The organism is Deltaproteobacteria bacterium (assembly GCA_020848745.1).
Lineage (GTDB): Bacteria > Desulfobacterota > Binatia > UTPRO1 > UTPRO1 > UTPRO1.
Map to the genome: position 1 here is coordinate 1 of JADLHM010000149.1, position 22,042 is coordinate 22,042.

The window sequence follows — 22,042 nt, forward strand, 5'->3', positions numbered from 1 at the left end:
GCACGTCGTCGGCGTCGATGACCTGCGGGCGCAGGTCCCAGAGCGACGCCGCCTCGACCATGGGCACGCCGTCGATCAGGTTCGCCCGCGCCATGCTCCAGAGCGAGAGCAGCGGCGCCTGCGGATTGACCAGCACCAGCTCGCCCGGCGCGACCAGGCGATAGAGCACCGAGCCCAGCACCTTCCCGACCGATCGCGGAAACCCGCCCGCCACCACGAGCCGCGCGTCGCGCAGCGCCACGCGGTGCTCCCCGAGCTGCAGGAGCGCGTAGAGTCCGGCCTCGTCGCGCGTCGACACGAGCAGCAGGTGCGCTTCGGCGATCGCGTCGAAGTTGCTGGCGATCAGCCGTTGCAGATAGTGCTCGCGGAAATAGCGCGACTCGAAGCTCGCCGAGAGGAACACGACGCTGATCGACCGCTCGCGCGCGTCGGCCACGATACGCTCGATGATCGCCGGGGCCACCGGCACGTCGGTGATCAGGACGACCGACGCGACCGGTTTCTCGGCGTAGAACGCGTAGGTCTTCACGCGCTCGGTCTCGAGGTTCGCCTCGCGGACGCGGTTGATCGTGGTCGTCGGCGGCTCCGCCTCCTGCGCGAGCAACGCTTGCCGCGTCACCTGATGGATCAGCATGTCGTACCGGAAGCCGAGCTTCGCGGTGTGCTCGATGAGCGGCAGGTCGCCGTAATAGAGCGCGAGATGGTTCGCCGGCAGCGTCGCGTAGTGCCCGTTGGCGGGATCGAACGGCAGCCACCGGCCCCCGAGCCACGCTTCGACCCACGAGATCGTCGCGCGCTTGCGAGCCCCGTCCTCGAGGCGCAGGCCGCCGACGAGCCGCGCCGGGATGCCGGCGGCGCGAAAGAGCGCGACGAGCAGCCGGGCGCGTCCGCTCGGGCTGCCGCGCTCGCCATTCAGCACCGAGACCGCGTCGTCGGGCGCGTCCCGGCTCTCGCTCCGGAGAAAGGAGGCCGCGTACTGGAAGAGCGACCACGTCGTCTCGTCGACGCGCCCGGCGTCGCGCGTCAGCGCCGCGACGCGCCGGACGATCGCCGGGTCGGTCGACTGCACGCGCTCGCTCGGCCGCAGGTGCATCGGGTCGGGAGGCGGCGGGTTGTCCGCGAGCGCCAGGCGCGGCACGTCGTACCAGACGTCGGTCGTGCGCGCGGTGTAGCTGTACGCGATGGCGCCCTTCTGCGGCTTCACCGCCGCCGCCTCCCAGCCGACCCACTGGTTCGGGGGCTCGGCGTCCTCACGGAAACGAAAGGCGCTCGGGCGCACCGTGCGGCCGAGGATCGCCTGCCGGCCGTCCGACACCGGGACCAGCATACGCACCGACGCGACGTCATCGGTCGGATCGACGTCCATCGACACCGTAACGGTCCAGTATTGGATCGTCGGCTTGCGGGGGCGGACGCGCGCCTCGTCCGCCGGACTGAAGATGCGACCGTCCGCCGCCGGCGTCGGCGCGGCGCTCGGCTCGGCCTGCGGACGCTCCGCCCACGCGAGAAGCGCCGCGAGCACGAGGACGCCCCGGGCAAGGAACGGCCCCGCGCGCCGGATGATCTCCGCCCCGCGCCCCATCGTCACCGCGCGAGGTCGAGCATCGGCCCGAGGACGCGCGCCGGCGCGAAGTACTCGAGCGCGAGCGCGCGCGCGGCCCGGCAATGCCGCGACGGATCGGACGCGATCGCGGCGAACGCGGCGCGCGCGTCGTCCGCCGTCCGGAAGGCGAAGAGCCCCTCCCCGACCGGCAGGTGAACGTCGAAGCCGGTGTCCTGGTTCACGACCGGCCGTCCGGCCGCGAGGTAGCAGGCGCTGCGGTCGCTGAACCACCCGCTCCGCAGGCGCACGTTGACGTCCTTCGCGACCGTGAACTCTCCGCGCGATCCGCGGACGAACGCGCGATAGACCTCCGGGTCGCTCGACACGGCGAGCGGGTCCACCACCTCCCATCCGGCCGCGAGGAGTCGCGCGAGGTCGTCCGGCCGGTTGGCGACGTCCATCGCCACCCGGAAGCGCTCGCCGGTCGCGCCCGGCAGGTCGAGGAACCCGAACCACTCGGTCCGCTTCCGCCACGCGAAGGTCTCGCCCTCGAACGTCACGTCGCGCCCCGTCGCGTCCCACTTCCCGATCGTCGTGAACGCGGCGGCCGGATCCATCGGCAAGGGCTCCCACAGCTCGGCGACGATCGGCTGGCGGATGGGCCGCCAGCGCACCCCGCCGGTCGGGACGCGGCACGCCGCCGTCCCGATGTTCTCGCCGAGCGTGAAGTGCGCGTCGTGCTCGGCCACCACGGCCGCGAGTCCGGCGTCGCCCCCGGCGAGGCGGAGCTGTGCATAGGCCGGGTCGAGGTCGACGTACGCCGCAACGGCCCGCGGCCGCCGGGCGCGCGGCACCCGGTTCACGCCCGCCACGTTCACGAACACGTCGGCCTCCGCGAGCGCGGCGCGCGTCCGTGCCTCGCCGGCCCCGTGCCAGCGGTCGGCGCCGGCGTCCCAGAATCCCCACGCATCGCCGAAGCCGTGCGCGCCGAAGAACGTCGCGGCCGCGCGCACGCCGTGGTCGTAGTCCCCGCTCCGCATGCCGTCCGCGCCCGGCACGTAGGCGTCGGCGTAGTACGCGGTGTCCTCGTAGAAGAAGACGTCGCATCCGAGCGTCCGAAAGCCGGCGAGGAAGTGCAGCGCCTGCCACGCGTAACCGCCGAGCGGATAGCGGACGAAGTACCCCGCGACCACGACGCGCGGCGCGCTCACGCGCACCCCGCGTCCGCGAGCAGGCGCCCGAGGACGCGCTCGGCGCCGAACGCCTCGGCCGCGACGGCGCGCGCCGCCGCGCAGCGCCGCGCGTAGCCCTCGCGCACGCTCCCGAGCGCCGCTGCCGCGTCGGCGAGATCGGCGAAGGGCAGGATCGCCTCGCCGAGCGGATAGTGCGGCGCGAGCCCGGTGTCCTGCACGATTACCGGCCGGCCGAGCGCCAGGTACGCCGTCGAGCGCGAGCTGAACCACCCGCTGCGGGTGGCGACGTACGCCTCCTTGGCGACGCTCAGCTCGCCGCACGAGGCCGCGAGGTACGCGCGGTACGCGGCCGGAGTCGCCGACGCCTCACGCGCGTCGCGCAGGCACCAGCCGGCCGCCGCGAGCCGCGCGCGCGGCGCCGCGCCCGCGAGCGCCACCTCGAGGCGCTCCGACGTCCGTTCCGGCAACGCCAGAATCTTCGCGAACTCGACGTCCTTCCCTCCGTACACCCGCCCGTCGATCACCGGCGGCGTCACGTCGATCTTCCACGACATCACGGTCGTGAAGGCGCCGTGGTCCGGCGGCGCCGACGCCGGCCAGTCGTCGAGCACGATCGGCGGCCGCGTCGGATGCCAGGAGAGTTCGACGGTCGGGATCGCGCAATCCGGCGCGCCGAGATTCGCGGCGTAGGAGAAGAAGACGTCGTGCGACCGGATCATCGCCGCCGACTCGCGCACCGCCGCGGCCGCATCGCCGGTCGTCGCGGCGGCGAGCTTCGCCTGGCTGTAGCACGGGTCGGTGTCGACATAGGCGTGGACGCCGCGGCCGCGGTACTCGTCCCGCAGCCAGCCGCTCCCGGACACGTTCAGGAAGAGATCCGCCTCGCGGCACCGGCGCACGAGCGCCTCCGCGCCGAGCCCGTGCACGACGCCGCACGGGTCGCGAAACGCCCAGGCGACGCCGTCACCCGCGGCGCCCATGGCGCGCGACAAGTAGCCGACGTTCTCCTCGCAGGCGTCGGTGAACGTCTCGCGACGCGGCGAGTACACCCACTGACCGGTATCCTCGAGGTAGGTCACGTGGTGCCCGAGCGCCACGAGGCCGTGCACGTACTGCAGGTAGTCCCACGTCACGCCTCCCACCGGATAGGTGGCGATGAGACCGGTGACCACGATGCGCACGGCGCGCACTGTAGCGCCAGACGCCCGGACGGTCACGAGGGGCGGCGCCACCGCGCTCAGCGGAGCCCGGCGGCGCCGAGCATCGCGCCGATCACCTTGTCGGCCGCGAAATGCTCCTCGGCGATGGCGCGCGCCGCGCGCGCGTGCCGTGGCCAGTCGGCGACCACCGCGCGCACCGCGGCGACCGCCTCCTCCGGCGTCGCGAACGCGAGGAGGCCTTCGCCGCTCGGGATGCGCTCGCTGAAGCCCGTCTCCTGCGTCACGACGGGCCGGCCGGCGGCGAGGAAGCAGACGCTGCGATCGCTGAACCATCCGCTGCGCGGCCGGACGTAGATGTCCTTCGCGACCGTGAACTCCCCGCGCGACGCCTCGACGTACGCGCGATACGCCTCGATGTCCGCCGAGATCGGCCGGGGATCGACGAGCGACCAGCCGCGCCCCGCGAGCTCGGCTCGCACGCGGTCGTCACCCGGGTCCATCGCCAGCTCGAACGGCACGCCGCTCGCGCGCGGCACGTCGATCATGGCGAGGAAGTTGAGGTGCTTCGACCAGCGATAGGTCTCGCCGCGGAACACCACGTTCTTCCCCTTGTTCTCCCAGGTGGCGACGCTGGTGAACGCCCGTCCTTCCGGCGCGGGCCGCCAGAGCGCGGGAACGACCGGCGGACGCGTCGCGATCCAGGTGAAGCGTTCCGCCGGCACCCGGCAGGAGGGCGTCCCGAGGAGCTCGCCGTAGGTGAAGAGCACGTCGTGCGAGGCGAGGAACCTCATGCTGTCCTCCTCGCCGTTCGCCACGCGCATCTGCTCGTACATCGGATCGGTCTCGACGTAGCAGATCTTCGCGCCCTGCCGGTGCTCGTCGCGGAGCTCGGTCGCGCCGCAGAGGTTGAAGATGGCGTCGGCGCTTCGATAGAGGGCGCACACGGCGGCGTGATCGCGGCCGTGCCAGCGGTCCGCGAGCCCGTCCCAGTAGGCCCAGCGGTCGGCGAAGTCGAAGCGCCGCATGACGTCGGCCAGGTAGGCCACGTTGGCGTCGGCCGCGACCCCGAGGCCGCCGCTTCCCGGGTCGTAGGGCGGCGCGCCCGAGTCCTCGACGTAGTACACGTCGCAGCCGAGCGCGCGCAGGCCGACGAGATAGTGGATCGCCTGCCAGGCGACGCCGGCGAGCGGATACTGCCCGGCGATGCCGAGCACCACGACGCGCGGACCGCTCACGCCGGCTCCGCCCCCTCCCGGCGGCCGAACTGCGCTTCGTAGAGACGCGTGAACGCGCCGCCGCGCGCCACGAGCTCGTCGAAGGTCCCCTGCTCGGCCACCGTTCCTTCACGCAGCACGACGACCCGATCCGCGTGCCGGATCGTCGAGAGCCGGTGCGCGATCACGAACGTGGTCCGGCCGCGCATCAGCTCGCGGAGCGCGGCGATGATGAGCGCTTCGGTCTCCGTGTCGAGCGCCGACGTCGGCTCGTCGAGGATGAGGATCGGCGCGTCGCGAACGATCGCGCGCGCGATCGTCACCCGCTGCTGCTCGCCGCCCGAGAGCGTCGCGCCCTGCTCGCCGACGGGCGTCGACAGCCCCTGCGGTAGTCGCGCCAGGAGCCCGTCGAGCTGGGCGAGCCGCGCCGCCCGCGCGATCTCGAGCTCGGTCGCTTGCGGCCTGCCGTACGCGATGTTCTCGCGCAGCGTCGTCGGAAAAACGAGCGCCGGCTGCAGCACCATCGCGATCCGGCTCCGCAGATCCCGCAGGCGGTACTCGCGGAGGTCCACGCCGTCGAGCAGCACGCGCCCTTCCACCGGATCGTAGAAGCGGCCGACGAGGCTCACGAGCGTGCTCTTGCCGACGCCCGTCGGCCCGACGATCGCGACCACCTGCCCCGCCTCCGCCACGAAATCGACGTCGCGCAGCACCGGGCGGTCGGCGGCATACGCGAAGTGCACGCGCTCGAAGCGGACCTCTCCGCGCGGGACGGTCGCGAAGGTCCGCGCGCCGTCGCGGAGGTCCGGCGCCGTCGCGAGGATCTCGAGCGCCCGCGCGGCGCCGGCCCGCGCGCCGTGGACCATGCCGATCGTCTGACTGATGCTGTTGATGGGCGCGTAGAGCGAGGCGAGGTACGTCGTGAAGACGAGGACCTGACCGATCGTGAGGGTTCCGCTCAGGACCTTGGTCGCGCCCACCCAGAGTACGAGCGCGGTCCCGACGGCGATGATCACGTTGATCGCGCCCGAGTAGAACGTCTGCATCATGTACATGCGAAGATTGGCGCGCAGACTCTCGGTGCTCGACGCCGCGAACTGCCGCGCTTCCTCCTCCTCGGTGGTGAACGCCTGGATCACGCGGATCGCCGCGATCCCGCGCTGCGTCACGGTGTAGAGCCGGCTCTCCTTCTGGCGCGCCTCGGTCGCAATCGCGTTGATCCGGCGGCCGAGGATCGTGATGCCGAGGAAGATCACCGGGCAGATCGCGAGCGCGACGGCCGTCAGGAGTCCGTCCATGCGCCCCATCACGACGACCATTCCGCCGAACAACACGAGCGACGTGATGATGGGGAACACCCCGTTCATGCTGAGCGTCTGGATGGCGAACGTGTCGGCGGTCACGCGATAGAGGAGGTCGCCGACGTCGCGGCTGGTGTGGAACTTGAGCGAGAGCCGCTGCAGGTGCTGGTAGAGATCGAGACGGAAGTCGTTGACCATCCCCTGCCCGATCGTGATCGTCGTCGCGTTGTTGAGCGTACCGAGCGCGGCGAGCGCGACGTACAGCAGGACGAGGCCGAGGCAGGCGGCGAGCAGGAGCTGCATCGGTCCGAGGCCGGCGGCCGGTCCCCAGGCGATCGGCGCGCCCGTCAGCACGTTGTCGACGACGATCTTGAGGGGCCAGGGCTTCAGAAGCTCGCACGCGCCGATCAACACGACTTGCGCCAGGGCGAACAGGAAGGCCGCGCGGCGCGGGCGAAGGTAGTGCGCGACGGCGCGCAGCAGCGGGAAGCGGGGAGCGCGCGCGGCGCCCCCCGTCGCGGCCGCGGAGCTCAGAAACCCGCCTCCATCGGCCCGAGCCCGATCTGCTGCGCCACGATCTCGAGCACCTGGTACATCGTCCGGCCGAGCCGGACGGCTTGATAGAAGATCGAGCCGGCCACGAGGGCGGCGAGCACCAGCGCGACCGTCAGCAGCTCCGGCACGAACAGGTACGCGCCGATCGCCACGAGCCCACCGGCGCACCAGAGCGCCAGCTTCGCCGCGCGCGACGTCTTGATCGCGCAGCGCACGTTGAAGAGCCGCTTCGTCCCGCCGTGGTTCTCGACCGCGACCCGCAGCTGCGACTTGGTCGCGATGCCCCGGCGGATCTCGAGGTCCCAGTCGCTCCAGCCGAGATCGTGCGCGATGAGGTACTTGCGCGGCAGCAGGAACCGGATCACCCCCTCGAGGAGCTCCTCTTTCTCCTGGCCGCCCTCGCTCCAGTAGCGCAGGAAGAACTCGCGGCCGAGCCAGCGGATGCGCGGCGCCTGGCGCATCTCGGCGAAGCGGATGCGCTCGACGTCGGTCAGCCCCTTCACGCGCCAGCGGTAGCGCTCGTAGCTGCGCAGGAGGGGCCCGAGGTAGATCAGCATGGCGACGAGCAGCCGGCCGCGCCAATGGTCGAAGCGCGGGTCGATGCGGGCGTTGCGGGCGCTCGCGGCGGCGGACACGAGCGTGATCGCGAGGGGCAGCGCGGCGAGCGTCAGGTACTTGCCGGCGGCGAGCGCCGCGATCAGCAGCACCGCGGCGACGGCGTTCCACTCCAACGTGAACGGCAGGAAGGCGAAGATCGACGACGGCGGCTCGTAGAGCGTCTGGAAGAGCCCGCGTCCGAACGTCCCCGAGTAGATCACCGGCCGGCGCGAGAAGAGCGAGGTCGTGAACTCGCCGTAGATCCGCCCGAGCCAACGCGACTGCCCGAGCATGTTGAAGCGATACGGATGCTTGAAATACAGCAGCGCCTCGGCCTTCCCGTAGCCGCGCTGTTGACTGAAGTAGTCCTTCACCGTGTTGCGGCGGAAATGCCAGACCATCGCCGAGGGGCTGAAGCCGATGACGTGCCCCTGGTTCTGGAGACGCCAGCAGAGATCGACGTCGTCGCCCGCGGCCGTGAAGATCGGCTGGAAGCCGCCGACCTGCTCGAGCGCCCGCTTCCGGAAGGCCATGTTGCAGCCCGGGATGTGCTCGGCGATCTCGTCATTCAACAGCACGTGGGTCGGTCCGCCCGGTGACGCCGCCACGTAGGCGGCTACCGCGCTGTCTTCCGACGGCGGGAAGTTCGGGCCTCCCACCGCGACGAACCCGGCCTGGAACTTGTAGACGAGATACGTCAGCCAGTCGGGATCGACGACGCAGTCGGAGTCGGTGTAGGCGACGATGTCGCCCGACGCCGCCTCCATGCCGACGTTGCGCGCGACCGAGAGCCCCTTGTTCGGCTGGTTGACGAGGGTGAAGAGGCTCGGACGGGCCTCGACGTACCGTTCGGCAATCGCCTGCGTCGCGTCGCGCGAGCCGTCGTTGACGATCACGACCTCGTAGTTCGGGTAGCGGATCCTCTCGAGCGACGCCAAGCAGGCGTCCATCGTGCGCTCCGCGTCGTAGGCGCAGATCACGACCGACACCTTGGGATACTGGCGAAGGGCCGGCGGCAGGGGCGCCGCGTACTGCGCCCGGATCGCGTGGAACGCGGGCTTGCGCTGCCGCTCGCGCGTCACCAAGCCGAACGACCAGTCCTCGATCTGGAAGCCGCCCGTGAACCAGTCGTCGGTCCACGAGAAGATGCAGGTGCCCGCGAGCCCCGACTCGAAAGCGGCGCGCACCTGCCACGCGAGGGTCGCGGCCTGCGCGTCCTCGCCGAGCCGCACCGAGTCGATGCCGTGCTCCGTCAACACGAGCGGCCGGTCGCCGGCGATGTTCTGCAGGCGTCCGAGATAGCGCCGGAACGCGTCTTCCTGGTGCAGGTAGACGTTGAAACAGACGAAGTCGAGGAACTCGAGGTCCAGATACTCCGTCGGCGGAAAGTTCGCGTAGCTCACGAGCGCGTGCGGCGCGAGCGCCTTGATGTCGTCGTACAGCGCGCGCAGGAACGCCTGCATCCGTTCGGGACCGTACCAGCGGACGATGTCGGGCGGGATCTCGTTGCCGATCATGTAGGCGAACACCGCCGGGTGCCCGGTTGACTCGCGCACGGCGCTCCGGATGGTCTCGCGGATCCCGGCAGCGACCGCCGGCTGGTCGAGGAAGCAGACGTGCTCCGCCCATGGAATGCCGACCATGACGCGGAGGTCGTGCGCCTCGGCGCGGTCGAGGAGCCAGCGCGGCGGGACCGTGAACGTCCGCAGGACGTTCACGCCGAGCTCGCCCATGAGCGCGAAGTCGCGCTCGACCATGTCGCGCTCGGGAAATTGCGTCCCGTGCGACCCGTCCTTGAAGGGCCCGTACGAGACGGCCTTCATGAAGAACTTGCGGCCGCCGGCGAAGAAGAACTTCCCCTGCACCTGTAGCGGTCCGGCGTCGCTCGCCGCCGCGAGCGCCACGGTACGAGCGGCGTGGCTCGCCTGCGCCGGTGTCATGCGGTCGGCGAGGCCATCGGAGACATTCCCTGCCCTCTTTTCACATGGGTCGGGGACGGACAAGCCGAGGCGCCGCTCGCCCTCGCGGCGTCAGCGCGGACCGACGCGCGCAGGGCCGCCCCTCCGTGCAGAGAGGTCCGGCCCCGCGCCGCAGGGTCGACGGCCTATCTTACGGCAGGCCCTTCGCGGTGCCCTTGATCGTCACGCGCCCCGGACCGGGCAAGCCGGCGACGTTGTTGACGGCCGCCGCACCCGTCGGACCGACGCAGAACACCGCGCCGAGCGTCGGATGGGACGTGTCGTTCATCGGCGTATCCTCCATGCCGACGGCGACGAGCGTATCCGTGCCGTCCAAGGCATTCGCTTGGAAGGTGCCGCCGCCGGTGAGGAAGCATTGGCGACTCGCGACCTGGCAGCTGCCGGACCCGCCGCCGCAGTCGGCATCGGCGAGGCAGCCCCGCTGCGCGTGCCCTGACGCCACGCTGCAGTTCTGATCCGTCGGCCCGACCGAACACTCGCCCTCGCCGTCCCCGTCGCCGTCGAGGCAGTCGAGGGTCGCCGTGTTGGTGTTGTCGAGGCACGACGCCGGCTTGGTCGGCTCGCCCGGTCGCGCGCAGCTGCCGCCCGGGCAGGCCGCGTTGTTGCTGCACGGCGCGCCGTTGTTGGCTCCCGAGAGGCAGCGTTTGCCGCCGCACTGGGTGGCGCCGACCGCGACGCAATCGGCATTGGTGCTGCACGGCGACGCCGCCGCGTTGTTGCACGTGTCGCAGAGGCACTTGTTGCCCGGCGCGTTGGTGCAATTCGGACTGTCCGCCGTGAGCGTCTTGATGACCGGATCGGTCTTGCTCGAGAGGTCGATCGGCAGGGTCGCGATCACGCCGCCCGGGGCCGGCGGGCAGTCGAGGCTGGTCGTCCCGAAGTCGGCGCGGCTCGGGATGGTGCCCCCACCGTCACACCCGAGCCCCATGCGCTGTCCGCCGTCGCAGGTCCCACCGGCGACCCCGTCGTTGTTTGCGGCGTCACCGATGCAACGCGGACACGGGTTGTCGATCGCGATGCCGTTGAACACCCGCGAGCGGAGGTTCACGACCGTATTCGCCTCGCCGCTCTCGATGTTCGCGGTGCCGGAGACCGGGCCGAAGAACTGATTCAGCACGCAGGTCGTGACGCCGCCCGCGGCGAGCGGCAACGGCGAGCCGAAGTAGTACTCGCAGGTGCCGCCGCCCGCCGTGCACGGCGCGTTGCTCGTACACTTGATCGACTGGTCGTTGCTGCAGCGCCGGTCGTTCAGCTGCCCCGTGAGCGCGTTCGCGATCGGTCCGGAGATCGGACACGTGCCGCACGGTCGCTTGGTCGCGGCGCAATTGACGGCCACCGTGACGTCCCCGTTGCTGATCACGGGCGCGCGGTGCGAGATGCCGGTCCACCCGGTGTCGAGGATGCTCGCGGGGTCCGCCGCGTCGCCGCTGAACGTGATCTTGGTCGGGCACGCGCAGGTGCACGACATGCTGCAGACCTCGAGCCCGTTGCCGGAGCCCGCGCAGGTGCTCGAGCCCGGCGGGTCGCACTGCTCGTTGCCATTCACCTGACCGTCACCGCAGCTCGGCGTGCTCGTCGCGATCGGCGTCGGCGTCGCGGTGCGCGTCGGCGTCGGCGTCGCAGTCGACGTGCGCGTCGCGGTGACGGTCGGCGTCGCCGTGCGGGTCGGAGTCAGGACCGGCGTCGCGGTCACGGTCGCGGTCGCGGTCGGAACCGCGGTGAGCGTCGCGGTGGGCGTGGGCGCCTGAGTCTGCGTCGCGGTCGGCGCGACCACCGTCACGGTCGGCTGTACGGCGGTGGCGGTGACGGTCGGCGCGACGACGGTGGCCGTGGCCGTGGGAGCGACGACCGTCGACGTCGCGGTCGGCTCGGGGGTCGCGGTCGCGGCGACCTCCGTCGGTGTCGCCGTCGCGACGGGCGTCTCCGTCAACGTCGGCAGGGGCGTCTCGGTCGCGACGGGCTCGGGGGTCACGGTGACGGTCGCCGGCACCTCCGTCAGCGTCGGCAGCGGCGTCTCGGTCGCGACGGGCTCGGGGGTCGCCGTCAGCGTCGGTACGGGCGTGGCGGTCTCGGTCGCCGTCGGAACCGGAGTCGCGGTCGGCGTCGCCGTCGGATCCGGCGCGACGCAGCTGTCGCAGCACGACTCGACCACGGTGCCGCCGCGGCTCGTACAGAGCGACGCCGACGCGAGCGGCCGACAGCGGCTCGTCACGTCCGAGCCGGGAAGCTTGCATGCGACGGTCCCGTCGCGCTTGCCGCAGACGGAGCGGATCGCGCAGCCTTCGATCTTGGAGCGACACTTCTTCGGCAGCGCCCCCTCGCGCGCGAGGCGATTGACCACCCGGCTCACGCATGCCGTGTAGCGGCTGTGATTCTTGGCCTCGACACACGGGCATTCGGCGTCGATGGTCGCCTGCACGACGCAGCGCGCCGCCTCGCAATCGACCGGCGCGGCCTCGGCGCGCACGACAGGTAAGGCCAGGAGCATGGTGGCGAGAACGGCGGTGACGAGCTTCATGACGACTCCCTGGTTGTGCGACCCGTGTGGTTGCGGGCCTCGATTTCGGCGCGATCGCGCGCTCGGGTCATTGGCCTGGCTCGATGAACGGATTGCGGCGGCACCCGCGCAGACCTGTCATCTGCCAGACGAAGGGCCTGCGGCGCAACTATTTTCGCCCGCGATGACGGCCGTGTGGACGCGGCGGACGCCCTCGCCCTCCGTATGGCGGATGCATTGCCCGGCGCGTCGAACCTCGGCGCCACGGGTCGCTCGAGACGCGCGGTGCTCCGAGCAGCGGCCACGTCCCCGCGGCGCGCGCTGCGGCTCACCGCTCCCCAACTGATGCTGGTGGAGGGATTCGAACCCCCACTGGGCTGATTTTAAGTCAGCTGCCTCTGCCGCTTGGGCTACACCAGCGAAGGACGAAACACGGAAGGAAACGAGAGGCGGCGAGCGGATTCGAACCGCTGCATCGAGGTTTTGCAGACCTCTCCCTTAGCCACTTGGGTACGCCGCCCTAGGGAGGCGACGTCGTACCATGCGGTCGTCCCGACCGGCAAGGCGCCTCCGCCCGCCCGATCCGCGATTGCCTGGACGCCGCATCGGGCTTAGATGTCGAGACGTGCCGACGATCACGCGTCTCGCAACGGCTTGGCTCCTGGTTCTCCTGATCGGCCCTCCGGCTCGCGGCGAGGTCTACCGCTGGGTCGACGAACACGGAGTGACGCATCTCGACGACACGCTCGGGAACGTCCCCGAGACGGCGCGGGGCGACGCGAAGGTCTTCCAGTCGCGAGCCGCTCCCGCCCCGGCGAGCCCTTCGGGACCCGCGCAAGCCGCCTTCGCGAACGGGATCGCGCGCGACCTCGGGCTCGTCGCGAGCGACACCCAGGACGCGGTCTCCACGCTCGGGCTCGTCGGCATCTATCCGAGCGCGGGATGGCATCCGGCCGGGCCGCTGACGCCGACGATCGTCGAGGAAGTCGCGCGCGCGGCGCGCGCGGCGGCGCGGGCGCGGCGACTGCCGCAGGCGGAGGCGAGCGTCGAGGCCTCGGTGCTGCGCATCGCTGCGGGGCTCGGCGTCGCGGGGCCGCCGCCGAGCGCGGCGCCCGAGCCCGCGGTCGCCGAGCCTCCGACGATCGTCGTCGCCCCCAACATCGTGGTCGAGCCTCCGCCCCAGCAGACGGTCGTCGTCCACACCGTCGAGCGCGAGCGCACGCCGGTGCTGACGCATTGGGGCTGGGATCCTGGGTTCGGTGGCGGCATCCCGTTCGCGCCGATTCCGAGCGGTCCACAGGGGCCGATTCCGGATCGGATCACGCCGCTCTCGAACCCCGCCGGGCACCTGCGCGGGCCGGCCGTGCCTCCGCGTCCCGGTCCGCAGCCGTTCCGCCGCCCGCTCACGTTCTGAACGACGCACCGCCCGTCGCTGGCGCCGCGCCGCGCGTCTGGCTATCACGCCGAAGGCGCCCGCCCGTGCGGGTCTCGCCCTGGAGGATGCCATGAAGCTCGATACGGTCTTCGCCCCGACCTCGCTGGCCGACGTTCCCGCGCTCGCGCGCGCCGCCGACGAGATCGGCTTCGCCGGCCTCTGGACCGCCGAGACGAGCCACGATCCGTACCTGCCGTTGGCGCTCGCGGCGGAACACAGCGAACGCATCGAGCTCGGGACGTCGATCGCGGTCGCGTTTCCGCGCAGCCCGCTCGTCCACGCGCAGATCGCCTGGGACCTCGCGGCGCAGTCGAGGGGCCGGTTCGTCCTCGGTCTCGGCACGCAGGTCAAGGGCCACAACGAACGGCGCTTCGGAATCACCTGGGATGCGCCCGGCCCGCGCCTGCGCGAGATGATTCTCTGCATCCGGGCCATCTGGGACTGCTGGCAGAACGGCACGAAGCCGCGTTTCGAGGGCAAGCACTACCGCTTCACGCTGATGACGCCCTTCTTCAGCCCCGGCCCCATCACGCACCCCCGCGTCCCGATCTGGATCGCGGGCGTGAACACCTACATGCTCGAGCTCGCGGGCGAGCTGTGCGAGGGGCTCCACGTCCATCCGTTCCACTCGATCCGCTATCTGCGCGAGTCGCTCCTGCCCGAGGTCGAGCGCGGCCTCGCCAGGGGCGGACGGAAGCGGAGCGACATCGCTCTGGCGACCAGCGCCTTCGTGATCGCGGGCGACACCGACGAGGAGATCGCGCGCGCGAAGGACGCCGTCCGGATGCAGCTGGCGTTCTACGCGTCGACGCGCGCATACGCACGCGTGCTGGAAACGCACGGCTGGAGCGCTACGTCCGCGCGACTCAACGAGAAGGCGGCCAAAGGCGACTGGGGCGGCATGGCGAGCGAGATCACCGACGAGATGCTCGACGTCTACGCCGTGACGGCGCGGTGGGACGAGGTCGCGGGCAGGGTCCGGGCGCGCTACGAGGGCATCCTCGACCGCGTCGCGCTCTATCTGCCGTTCCGTCCCGGCGACGACACCGAGCGCTGGCGCCGGATCGTACGCGCGTTCGCGTGAAGCGTCCGCGCCTCGGCGGGGTCACGCGCATCGTCTTCGCGCTCGAGGGCGGCCGCCGCATCGTGAAGGTCCAGGGCGCCGGCCTGGCGGAGGCCGAGCGCCGCCATCTGCGTCAGCTGGTCCGCCCGCTCGCGATCCGGACCGGGGTCGTGACGATCAAGCGGGACTGGCTCGGCCGGCGGCGCGTCGCCTTCAGCCGCGACATTCCGGACCCGATGCAGCAGGTCGTCCGCAATCTCGTGGGCAACTTGTCCCGCCTGCGCTCGCTCTGACACACGGGCTGTGCCGCCCGCGCGCCGCCGCGTACCACACGCGCGGGAAAACCCAGGAACGGCGCATGCACCGGCGGTGGCATGGACTTCGCACTCGCAAAAGCACGTCCGCGGCGAGCGGAACGACTCATGCCGATGCCGACTGCCCACGCTTCCGTCTCCTCCTCCTCCCCCGCTCACGACCTTCCGCTCGCCGCGGCCGCCGCATTGCTCTCTCTCGTCGCGTACCTCGAGCCCGCCGCCCGCGTCCCAGCGGGTGCGCTCACCCTTTCCACCCTCCTCCTGCTGTGGCTCGGCGCCGTGCGCCGCCGTAGCGCGTCGATCCGCCCCCCCAGGATCTGACGCGGCGGCGGTGACCGGCGCCGAGCGTTTCACTCCTTCCCGACGAGCACGCGGGCGCGGTCGAACACCGCGGCGAGCATCGCCGCCGTGAGCTTGCCCGTCTGGGTGTTCTGTCGGCTCGGGTGGTACGACGCCACCACCATGAGGCTCCCGAGCATCGCTTCCGCGCCGTGTCCGAAGCGCGGCAACGGCCGCGGCAGCTCGCTCCCACGGGCGCGCTCCATGGCGAGCACGGTCGCGAAGGCGATCTGGCCGAGCGCGACGACCACCCGGACCCGCGTCAGGAGCGCGCGCTCCTCGAGGAGGAAGCCCCGGCAGCGGGCGAGCTCGTCGACGGTCGGACGGTTGTCCGGCGGCGCGCAGCGCGCAGCAGCCGTGACGTAGGCGTCGCGCAATCGCAAGCCGTCGTCGCGGCGCTCCGAGCGCGGGATGCTCGCAAAGCCCGCGCCGTGCATGGCGCGCATCAGCCAGAGGCCGCTGTCGTCGCCGGTGAACATGCGTCCCGTACGGTTGCCGCCATGTGCCGCGGGCGCGAGGCCGACGACGAGCAGGCGGGCGCGCGGATCGCCGAAGCCCGGGAGCGGCCGGCCCCAATAGACTTCGTCGCGGAACTGGCGGCGCTTGATCCGCGCGACCTCCTCGCGATACGCGACGAGCCGCGGACAGGCGCGGCAGCGGATGATCGCGTCGGCCAGCCGGCCGAGCGCGGCGCGGCGATCAGTCGCCGACGTAGCGAACCTGGTTGTCGCGGACCATCACCGCAGAGGGAATCTCCTCGTCGGCGAGGCCATGTTTGACGCTCAGGTGCTCGACGAACGCGGCGCGCGCGCGGAAGCTCTGCGCGTGCGGGGCACAGTAATACGGCGCCTTGTTGATGCTCACGACGCCGGGCACCGCGTGGTGCGCGCCCCCGAACGGGAACGTCACCCCCGTGTCGTACTCGAGCGGCACGTCGATGAAGAGATCGGCCCGCGGACCGCCGCGCCAGCCTCGCGGTCCGTCCGCATGGGCCGTCATCGCCCCGACCAGTATGCCGAGGAGCACCATCGCCCGCATCGCCGGCGAGTATGCCAGCCGCGCGCCGGACGCGGAACGTCGATTCGCCGCGCGCTCACCGGCTTCCGCCCCACGCCCCGAGTCGCGCCGCCGCCTGACGCGCGCGCTCCCACAGGAGCTCGACCGCCTGGTCGGGATTCCAGCGCCCTGCCATCTCGCCCGGCAACAGCATGTGCGTCGTCCGCGGCGCCTGCTGCAGGCTTTCGTCAAGGAAGGGATAGCGCTCCATCCAGCGCGGCACTTCGGAGTCCGAAAAGTACGCGAGCGACAGGGCGCCGGCACCACGTTGATCGACGCGTGCGTGCGCGAGCTCCGCGGCCTTGTAGCGACGGATGTCGCGCGCCGTCTCGTGATAGCCGACGGCCTCGGCGATCACGCCGCGCACGGCGGCGCCGCCTTCGCCATCGATCGAGAGCGCGGCGATCGCGTTGGTCGCCTCCGTGAGCCGCCGCTCGTACGCGGCGAGCGGCACCGCCAGGCGCGCCGCCTCATCGACGGTGCCCAGCAGCGCCGCCGCGGCGACGGCCTTGGCCGCGAGCTCCGCCGATGTTCCGTCGCGCGCCGGCAACGCCGCTTCCCGCAACGGCGTCGGCGTCGCGCGCGGGGTGGCCACGGGCGAAACCGCGGACGGCGGAACGCGCGCCCGTTCCGCTTCCGGCGTGCTCGCCGGCTCGGCGAGCACAACCGCCGGCTCGGGCGCGGCGAGCGCCGCCATGACGAGCTTTCCGTCGCGCTCCGCCGCGACGAGGACGAGAAGCCCCCTGGCGAGCGCCTCGGCGGCGGCCGCCTCGAGGTCCGCGCAGCCGGTGATGCGGCGGCCGTTCGCCTGCCTGACGACGTCGCCGACGCGCAGGCCGCTGCCGGGTGCGGGAGAACCCCCGACGACCACTCCGCCGCCGCCGTCCAGAAGAGGACGCTCCTCGACGGCAAGCGACACCGCGGCGGGGAGGTCGCACTCGCGCGCCGCCTGCGCCGGCGAGGCCAGCGTGAGCGTGAGCGCGACGGCGTTCCCGAGACGCGCGATGACCGCGACCATGCATCGGAACGGAACACCCGCCACTTTCCCCGCCGACTTCCCCTCCCTCGAGCATCGTCGAGCAGAGGCGGCTCCCCGCTCCGCTTCATTCGGCGCGCGTCCCGACCATGGCATGACGCGCGACCAAACCACAGCGCTCGCGCCATTGCCAGTCGGCTGCTACGTGTCCTGGATGATCGCTCGACACGGTGACGGCGCCGGCGCCGGGAGCGCGGCGACGCACGCGAGCGCGTCCGGCGTGCGCTGGAACCTCCGCGAACTCTATGAGGACCCCGCCGACCCCGCGCTCGAGCGCGACCTCGCGGCGGCCCGGGAGCGCGCGGCGGCGTTCGTCGCGACGTGGCGCGGACGCATCGCCGCCGCGTCCGCCTCCGACCTGCGCTGCGCGCTCGAGGAGTACGAGGCCCTCCAGGAGCTCGCGCAACGCCCCGGCTTCTACGCATCGCTGCTGGCGGCGGCCGACACCCAGGACACCGTCGCGCTGGCGCTCGAGCAGCGCACCACCGAGGCGCACGCCGATCTGCGGACGACCCTCGTCTTCTTCGAGCTGGAGCTGATCGCGCTCGACGACGCGCGCGCCGACGCCCTCGTCGTCGATCCAGCGCTCGCGGACTACGCGCACTTCCTCACGCAACTCCGGCGCTTCCGACCGCACGTCCTGAGCGAGCCCGAGGAGCGCATCCTGACCCGCAAGGACCTCGGCGGGCGCGCCGCCTTCGTGCAGCTCTACGACGAACTGACCGGAGCCTTTCGCTTCCGCATCCGCGACGAGGATCTCACCGAGGGCGAGGTCCTTGCCCGTCTCCACCATCCGGAGCGCACCGAGCGGCGGTCCGCGCTCGCCGCCTTGCTCGAGCCGTTCGCGGCCGCCAAGGTCCCGCTCACCGCGATCATGAACGCCATCCTCCTCGACCACCGCATCGACTGCGAGCTGCGGAGCCACGCGGACGTGACGCACCCCACCCATCTCGCCAACGAGATCGCGCCCGAGGTCGTGGCGACGATGATGGCCGCCGTGGAGCGGCACCGGCCCGTGATCCACCGCTACCTGCGCCGCAAGGCGATACTCCTCGGCCTCCCGCGCCTCGGCATCGCCGACGTGTACGCCCCGCTCGACGATGCGGGCCCGGCCATCCCGTGGGAACGCGGGCGGACCATCGTGCTCGAGGCGTTCGGACGTTTCGACGGCGGGATCGCCGCCATCGCCGACACGCTGCTCGCGTCCGGACACGTCGACGCCGAGATCCGCCCGCGCAAGCGCTCCGGCGCCTTCTGCGCCGCGCTCGGACCGTCGCAGGCCCCGTACGTGCTCTCCACCTACACCGAGACCGGCCGCGACGTCGCCACGCTCGCCCATGAGCTCGGCCACGCCGTGCACTACGCGCTGGCGTGCCGGCAACGCCTCCTGCACTACGAGCCGCCGCTCGTCCTCGCCGAGACCGCGTCGGTGTTCGCCGAAATGCTCGTGACCGATCACCTCCTCGCCACGACGGCGGACCCGAGCATCCGTCGCCGGCTCCTCGTCGAAACGCTCGACGAGATGTACGGCACGGTCTTCCGCCAGCACGCACTCACGCGCTTCGAGATAGCGGCCCACGCGGCACGGCGCTCCCGCCGCCTCGACCACGACCAGATCTGCGAACTGTGGATGGCCGAGCAGCGCGCGCTCTTTGCCGACAGCGTGGACCTCGACCCGGCCTACCGCACCGGCTGGAGCTACATCCCGCACTTCATCCACAGCCGCTTCTATTGTTATTCCTACGCCTTCGGCGAGCTGCTGACGCTCGCGCTCTTCCAACGTTACAAAGAGGAGGGGGCGCGCTTCGTGCCCGCCTATCTCGAGCTCCTGGCCGCCGGCGGCAGCGCCACGCCCGAGGCACTTGCGAGCCGACTCGGCTTCGATCTCCGCGCGGCGGCGTTCTGGGACGGCGGCTGCGCCGCGATCGCCGCGATGGTCGACGAGATCGAGCGCTCGTAGGCACCGGCCGCTCGCGTCAAGCGGCGAAGAGCGCGGCGATCTCGTCGCCCTGGCTCGCAGCGTCGCGGCGACCGAGGGCGAAGAGCTGGCGCGTGTAGGCCGCATCGAAGAGCACGTAGGACAGGAGATCGGCCTCTCCTTCCGGCACGCCGTGCGCCGCCGAGCGCATGACCAGATCGGCGACCAGGCGCGCGGGGCTCAGCGACCGCGAGCGCTCCGCGTAGCATCGCCCCGCCAACCGCCCCAGATCCTCCGACGGACGAATCACGCAATCACGGACGACCCGATAATCGGTGCCGCGACTCGCCCGGATGATCTCGTTGATCCTCGGCAGGAACTCCGGCCCGAACGCCTGTTGGCCCCCGAGGAGAAGCGCGTTCATCAAGCGCATGCGTTGCAGGTCGTAGTCGACATGGTCGAGCAGCATCGCGTTCAGCACCTTGCCGACGAGATACGCCGGGTTGCCGTACGCCTGCTCGCGCGGGCTCGGAATCGGCCCCGGTGGGTCGGGATCGGGCGGGTGTCGGAGCGCGACCAGGAGCAGCCGATCCGCCCCGAGGCGCAGGGCCGGCGAGAGCGGCGTGTTCAAGCGCAAGCCGCCGTCGCAATAGAAATGCCGCCCGATGCGCACCGCCGGAAAGAAGAGCGGGATCGCGGCCGAGGCGAGGATGTGGGCGGGGCCGATCCCCGACGCGCGCGCGACGACGTAGGGGTCGTACTCCCAGGGCTTCAGGCTGACGCGCGCGCCGTCCACGAACACGACCGCGCGTCCCGACGCGATCTCGGTGCACGAGACGCAGAGTACGCCGCCGCGCGCGCGCAGATTGCCGCGCAGCTGCCGCCACGGAATCTGCTGCCTCACCATCTCCTCGAGCGCGCTCGTGTCGAGCAGTCCGGGAATTCGGCTCGGCATCGGGACGGAACTGCGGCCGCCCGCGGCGCCCGTCGTGAAGGGGAAGCTCACGAGTCGGGTCGGAATCCGGAGAAGATCACCGAGGCTCAGGCGATAGACGCGTTCGAGCGACATGGACTCCCACGTCGAGGCGAGGCGCGCCGCGCGGGCTGCCACCTCCTCCTGGAGCGTCGCCATCCAGTAGGCGGCATGGATGGATCCGACCGACGCGCCGCTCACGATGTCGAACGTCGGCAGGAAGCCGAGCCGTTTCGGCAGGTCCTCGATCAGGAACGCGAGGACGCCGGCTTCGTAGGCGCCGCGAGCGCCGCCGCCGGCCAGGATCAGCGCGATCCGCGGCCGGCGCTCGACCGCCATCGACGGCGTGTCCGACGGGATCGTCATGCGGCGCCCAAAAACGAAGGCCCCGGCGAGGTGCCGGGGCCTGGATGCCGAGAGAGCGGGTGAAGGGCTTCGAACCCTCGACCCCGACCTTGGCAAGGTCGTGCTCTAGCCAACTGAGCTACACCCGCAGAAGAGCGGCACCATATGGAGGTCATAGCGACCTGTCAACAATGTCGCCGTTCGCGACGTACCGCGCCCGCACCGCTCGATACACACGACAGTGGTAATCCACGGCGGACCAGAGCCCGAGGACGAGCGCGATCCAGAGGAAATACGTGCCGCCGAGTTGGAAGTCCACGTAGCAGTAGCGGTAGTGCAGCAGAAGGCCGGTGAGCGCGAAGATCTGAAAGATCGTCTTGTACTTGCCGAGCTCCTCGGCGCCGAGCGTGATGCCCTCGCTCGATGCGATGCTGCGGAGGCCCGTGACCGCGAGCTCGCGGCCGACGATCACGACGACGAGCCATGCGGGCACGCGAGCCGCGCACGGCACGTCGGGGAGCGGCACGCACGGCATCGCCACCAGCATGATCAGGACCGAAACGACGAGCAGCTTGTCCGCGAGGGGATCGAGGAACTTGCCGAGCGTCGTGACGATGCCGTACTTCCGCGCCAGGTACCCGTCGTAGTAGTCGCTCAGCGAGCCCACGACGAAGAGCACCGCGGCGACCGCACCCGCGGACGGTCCCGGATCACGCAGGATCCAGACGAGCACCGGCACCAGCGCGATGCGGAAGAGCGACAGGAGATTCGGCGTCGTCCACAGGCGATTCGCTGGATCGCGCGCGGCGGTCGGCGTCGGGGATGCTACGGCCATCGGGGCTCCGACGGCCGCGCCCGTCTCACCGCGCGCTGGCGATCGCCTGCTGGAGATAGTCCTGCCGGAAGCGCAGGACCCTGTGCACGTAGTTGCGCGTCTCCTCGAACGGCGGAATGCCGTTGTACTGATCGACCCATCCCTCGCCCGCGTTGTAGGCCGCCAACGCCAGGACGACGTTGTTGCGATAGCGGTCGAGGAGCATGCGCAGGTGCTGCACGCCGCCTTCGATGTTGTCGATCGGCGCGTGGATATTGCGGACCCCGTGCATCTGGGCCGTCCCGGGCATCAACTGCATCAGGCCGCGCGCGCCCTTCGGCGACACTGCGTTCGGCTGGAAGCCCGACTCGGCCTTGATGACGGCCTTCACCAAGGCTTGTTCCACGCCGTAGCGGCGCGAGACGTTCGTGATGATCGGATCGAAAGCCCGCGACTCGGCCCGTACCCGGCTCGGCCCGACGCGGAAGCTCGCCATGGCGCCGCCACCGAGCGCGCTGATGCTCGGAAGCTCGCGGATGACGACCCGGTAGAAACGCTTGTCGGTCGGAACGTTCGTGTAGTGGATGACGCCGAAACGATCGACCCGCTTGTAGATGTCGGCCGAGACGTCCGCCGCGCCGAGCAGCGCGAAGACGAGCGCCCCGCCGATCACCATCCACCCACCCCGGCGTCTTCCCAGACCCGCCGCC

Annotated in this window: 16 protein-coding genes, 3 tRNA genes and 1 pseudogene; 4 read left to right on the forward strand and 16 right to left on the reverse strand. The window is 71.4% G+C overall.

Annotated features, from left to right (window positions below):
- From IT293_21110 to IT293_21150, 9 genes and pseudogenes are all read right to left on the reverse strand, one after another.
- The coding region (locus IT293_21110) for a transglutaminase domain-containing protein (GenBank protein ID MCC6767160.1) at positions 1 to 1,366 on the reverse strand (1,366 nt) is incomplete at its 3' end.
- 218 nt (positions 1,367 to 1,584) lie between these two features.
- The gene (locus IT293_21115) at positions 1,585 to 2,754 is read right to left on the reverse strand and encodes a hypothetical protein (GenBank protein ID MCC6767161.1); all 1,170 of its coding nucleotides are present in this window, start codon (positions 2,752 to 2,754) and stop codon (positions 1,585 to 1,587) included.
- Complete coding sequence (locus IT293_21120) at positions 2,751 to 3,917, reverse strand: glycosyltransferase family 1 protein (GenBank protein MCC6767162.1); 1,167 nt, start codon at positions 3,915 to 3,917, stop codon at positions 2,751 to 2,753. The genes IT293_21115 and IT293_21120 overlap by 4 nt, the downstream gene beginning before the upstream one ends.
- A 56-nt stretch (positions 3,918 to 3,973) precedes the next feature.
- Positions 3,974 to 5,131, reverse strand: a complete 1,158-nt coding sequence (locus IT293_21125) for a hypothetical protein (protein MCC6767163.1) — start codon at positions 5,129 to 5,131, stop codon at positions 3,974 to 3,976.
- Positions 5,128 to 6,894 carry an ABC transporter ATP-binding protein gene (locus IT293_21130; GenBank protein MCC6767164.1) on the reverse strand — a complete coding sequence of 589 codons (1,767 nt, stop codon included), beginning with the start codon at positions 6,892 to 6,894 and terminating at the stop codon, positions 5,128 to 5,130. Before IT293_21130 ends, IT293_21125 begins: the two co-directional genes overlap by 4 nt.
- A 530-nt stretch (positions 6,895 to 7,424) precedes the next feature.
- Positions 7,425 to 9,503, reverse strand: a pseudogene (locus IT293_21135) (glycosyltransferase).
- A 169-nt stretch (positions 9,504 to 9,672) separates the two neighbouring features.
- Positions 9,673 to 12,060, reverse strand: coding sequence for a hypothetical protein (locus IT293_21140; GenBank protein ID MCC6767165.1), 2,388 nt, complete (start codon positions 12,058 to 12,060; stop codon positions 9,673 to 9,675).
- 325 nt (positions 12,061 to 12,385) lie between these two features.
- Positions 12,386 to 12,459 (reverse strand) — tRNA-Leu (locus tag IT293_21145).
- A gap of 27 nt (positions 12,460 to 12,486) precedes the next feature.
- Positions 12,487 to 12,559 (reverse strand) — tRNA-Cys (locus IT293_21150).
- Between the two features lie 105 nt (positions 12,560 to 12,664).
- Between IT293_21150 and IT293_21155 the strand changes: the two genes are divergently transcribed.
- From IT293_21155 to IT293_21165, 3 genes are all read left to right on the forward strand, one after another.
- Positions 12,665 to 13,453 (forward strand): DUF4124 domain-containing protein, encoded by a 789-nt coding sequence (locus tag IT293_21155; GenBank protein MCC6767166.1) that lies wholly within the window; start codon positions 12,665 to 12,667, stop codon positions 13,451 to 13,453.
- Positions 13,454 to 13,544: 91 nt separating this feature from the next.
- Positions 13,545 to 14,558: a TIGR03617 family F420-dependent LLM class oxidoreductase gene (locus IT293_21160; GenBank protein ID MCC6767167.1), complete on the forward strand. Its 1,014-nt coding sequence runs from the start codon at positions 13,545 to 13,547 to the stop codon at positions 14,556 to 14,558.
- On the forward strand, positions 14,555 to 14,830 hold the full coding sequence (locus IT293_21165) for a hypothetical protein (protein ID MCC6767168.1): 276 nt from the start codon (positions 14,555 to 14,557) through the stop codon (positions 14,828 to 14,830). Before IT293_21160 ends, IT293_21165 begins: the two co-directional genes overlap by 4 nt.
- Before the next feature lie 371 nt (positions 14,831 to 15,201).
- Here IT293_21165 and IT293_21170 read toward each other — a convergent pair whose 3' ends face one another.
- The 3 genes from IT293_21170 to IT293_21180 are packed head-to-tail and all read right to left on the reverse strand — an operon-like array spanning position 15,202 to position 17,264.
- Positions 15,202 to 15,867 (reverse strand): uracil-DNA glycosylase, encoded by a 666-nt coding sequence (locus tag IT293_21170; GenBank protein ID MCC6767169.1) that lies wholly within the window; start codon positions 15,865 to 15,867, stop codon positions 15,202 to 15,204.
- A gap of 22 nt (positions 15,868 to 15,889) precedes the next feature.
- Entirely contained in the window at positions 15,890 to 16,228 is a 339-nt protein-coding gene (locus IT293_21175) for a hypothetical protein (GenBank protein ID MCC6767170.1), read from the reverse strand.
- Between the two features lie 55 nt (positions 16,229 to 16,283).
- Positions 16,284 to 17,264: a hypothetical protein gene (locus IT293_21180; protein MCC6767171.1), complete on the reverse strand. Its 981-nt coding sequence runs from the start codon at positions 17,262 to 17,264 to the stop codon at positions 16,284 to 16,286.
- A gap of 172 nt (positions 17,265 to 17,436) precedes the next feature.
- Between IT293_21180 and IT293_21185 the strand changes: the two genes are divergently transcribed.
- Positions 17,437 to 19,242 carry a M3 family oligoendopeptidase gene (locus tag IT293_21185; GenBank protein MCC6767172.1) on the forward strand — a complete coding sequence of 602 codons (1,806 nt, stop codon included), beginning with the start codon at positions 17,437 to 17,439 and terminating at the stop codon, positions 19,240 to 19,242.
- Positions 19,243 to 19,258: 16 nt separating this feature from the next.
- Here the strand turns inward: IT293_21185 and IT293_21190 are convergent, their stop codons facing one another.
- The 4 genes from IT293_21190 to IT293_21205 all read right to left on the reverse strand — a co-directional run bounded on the left by IT293_21190 (position 19,259) and on the right by IT293_21205 (position 22,008).
- Positions 19,259 to 20,539 carry a patatin-like phospholipase family protein gene (locus IT293_21190; protein ID MCC6767173.1) on the reverse strand — a complete coding sequence of 427 codons (1,281 nt, stop codon included), beginning with the start codon at positions 20,537 to 20,539 and terminating at the stop codon, positions 19,259 to 19,261.
- A 54-nt stretch (positions 20,540 to 20,593) separates the two neighbouring features.
- Positions 20,594 to 20,667 (reverse strand) — tRNA-Gly (locus IT293_21195).
- Between the two features lie 23 nt (positions 20,668 to 20,690).
- Positions 20,691 to 21,353 carry a CDP-diacylglycerol--glycerol-3-phosphate 3-phosphatidyltransferase gene (gene pgsA / locus IT293_21200; GenBank protein MCC6767174.1) on the reverse strand — a complete coding sequence of 221 codons (663 nt, stop codon included), beginning with the start codon at positions 21,351 to 21,353 and terminating at the stop codon, positions 20,691 to 20,693.
- 25 nt (positions 21,354 to 21,378) lie between these two features.
- On the reverse strand, positions 21,379 to 22,008 hold the full coding sequence (locus IT293_21205) for a transglycosylase SLT domain-containing protein (protein ID MCC6767175.1): 630 nt from the start codon (positions 22,006 to 22,008) through the stop codon (positions 21,379 to 21,381).
- Between the last annotated feature and the right edge of the window lie 34 nt (positions 22,009 to 22,042).

Excerpts from the sequence above, each read along its gene's own strand:
- IT293_21140 (MCC6767165.1), bottom strand. The coding sequence starts at position 12,060 with ATGAAGCTCGTCACCGCCGTTCTCGCCACCATGCTCCTGGCCTTACCT.
- IT293_21160 (MCC6767167.1), top strand. The coding sequence starts at position 13,545 with ATGAAGCTCGATACGGTCTTCGCCCCGACCTCGCTGGCCGACGTTCCC.
- IT293_21175 (MCC6767170.1), bottom strand. The coding sequence starts at position 16,228 with ATGCGGGCGATGGTGCTCCTCGGCATACTGGTCGGGGCGATGACGGCC.
- IT293_21180 (MCC6767171.1), bottom strand. The coding sequence starts at position 17,264 with ATGGTCGCGGTCATCGCGCGTCTCGGGAACGCCGTCGCGCTCACGCTC.
- IT293_21185 (MCC6767172.1), top strand. The coding sequence starts at position 17,437 with ATGATCGCTCGACACGGTGACGGCGCCGGCGCCGGGAGCGCGGCGACG.
- IT293_21190 (MCC6767173.1), bottom strand. The coding sequence starts at position 20,539 with ATGACGATCCCGTCGGACACGCCGTCGATGGCGGTCGAGCGCCGGCCG.
- pgsA (MCC6767174.1), bottom strand. The coding sequence starts at position 21,353 with ATGGCCGTAGCATCCCCGACGCCGACCGCCGCGCGCGATCCAGCGAAT.
- IT293_21205 (MCC6767175.1), bottom strand. The coding sequence starts at position 22,008 with ATGGTGATCGGCGGGGCGCTCGTCTTCGCGCTGCTCGGCGCGGCGGAC.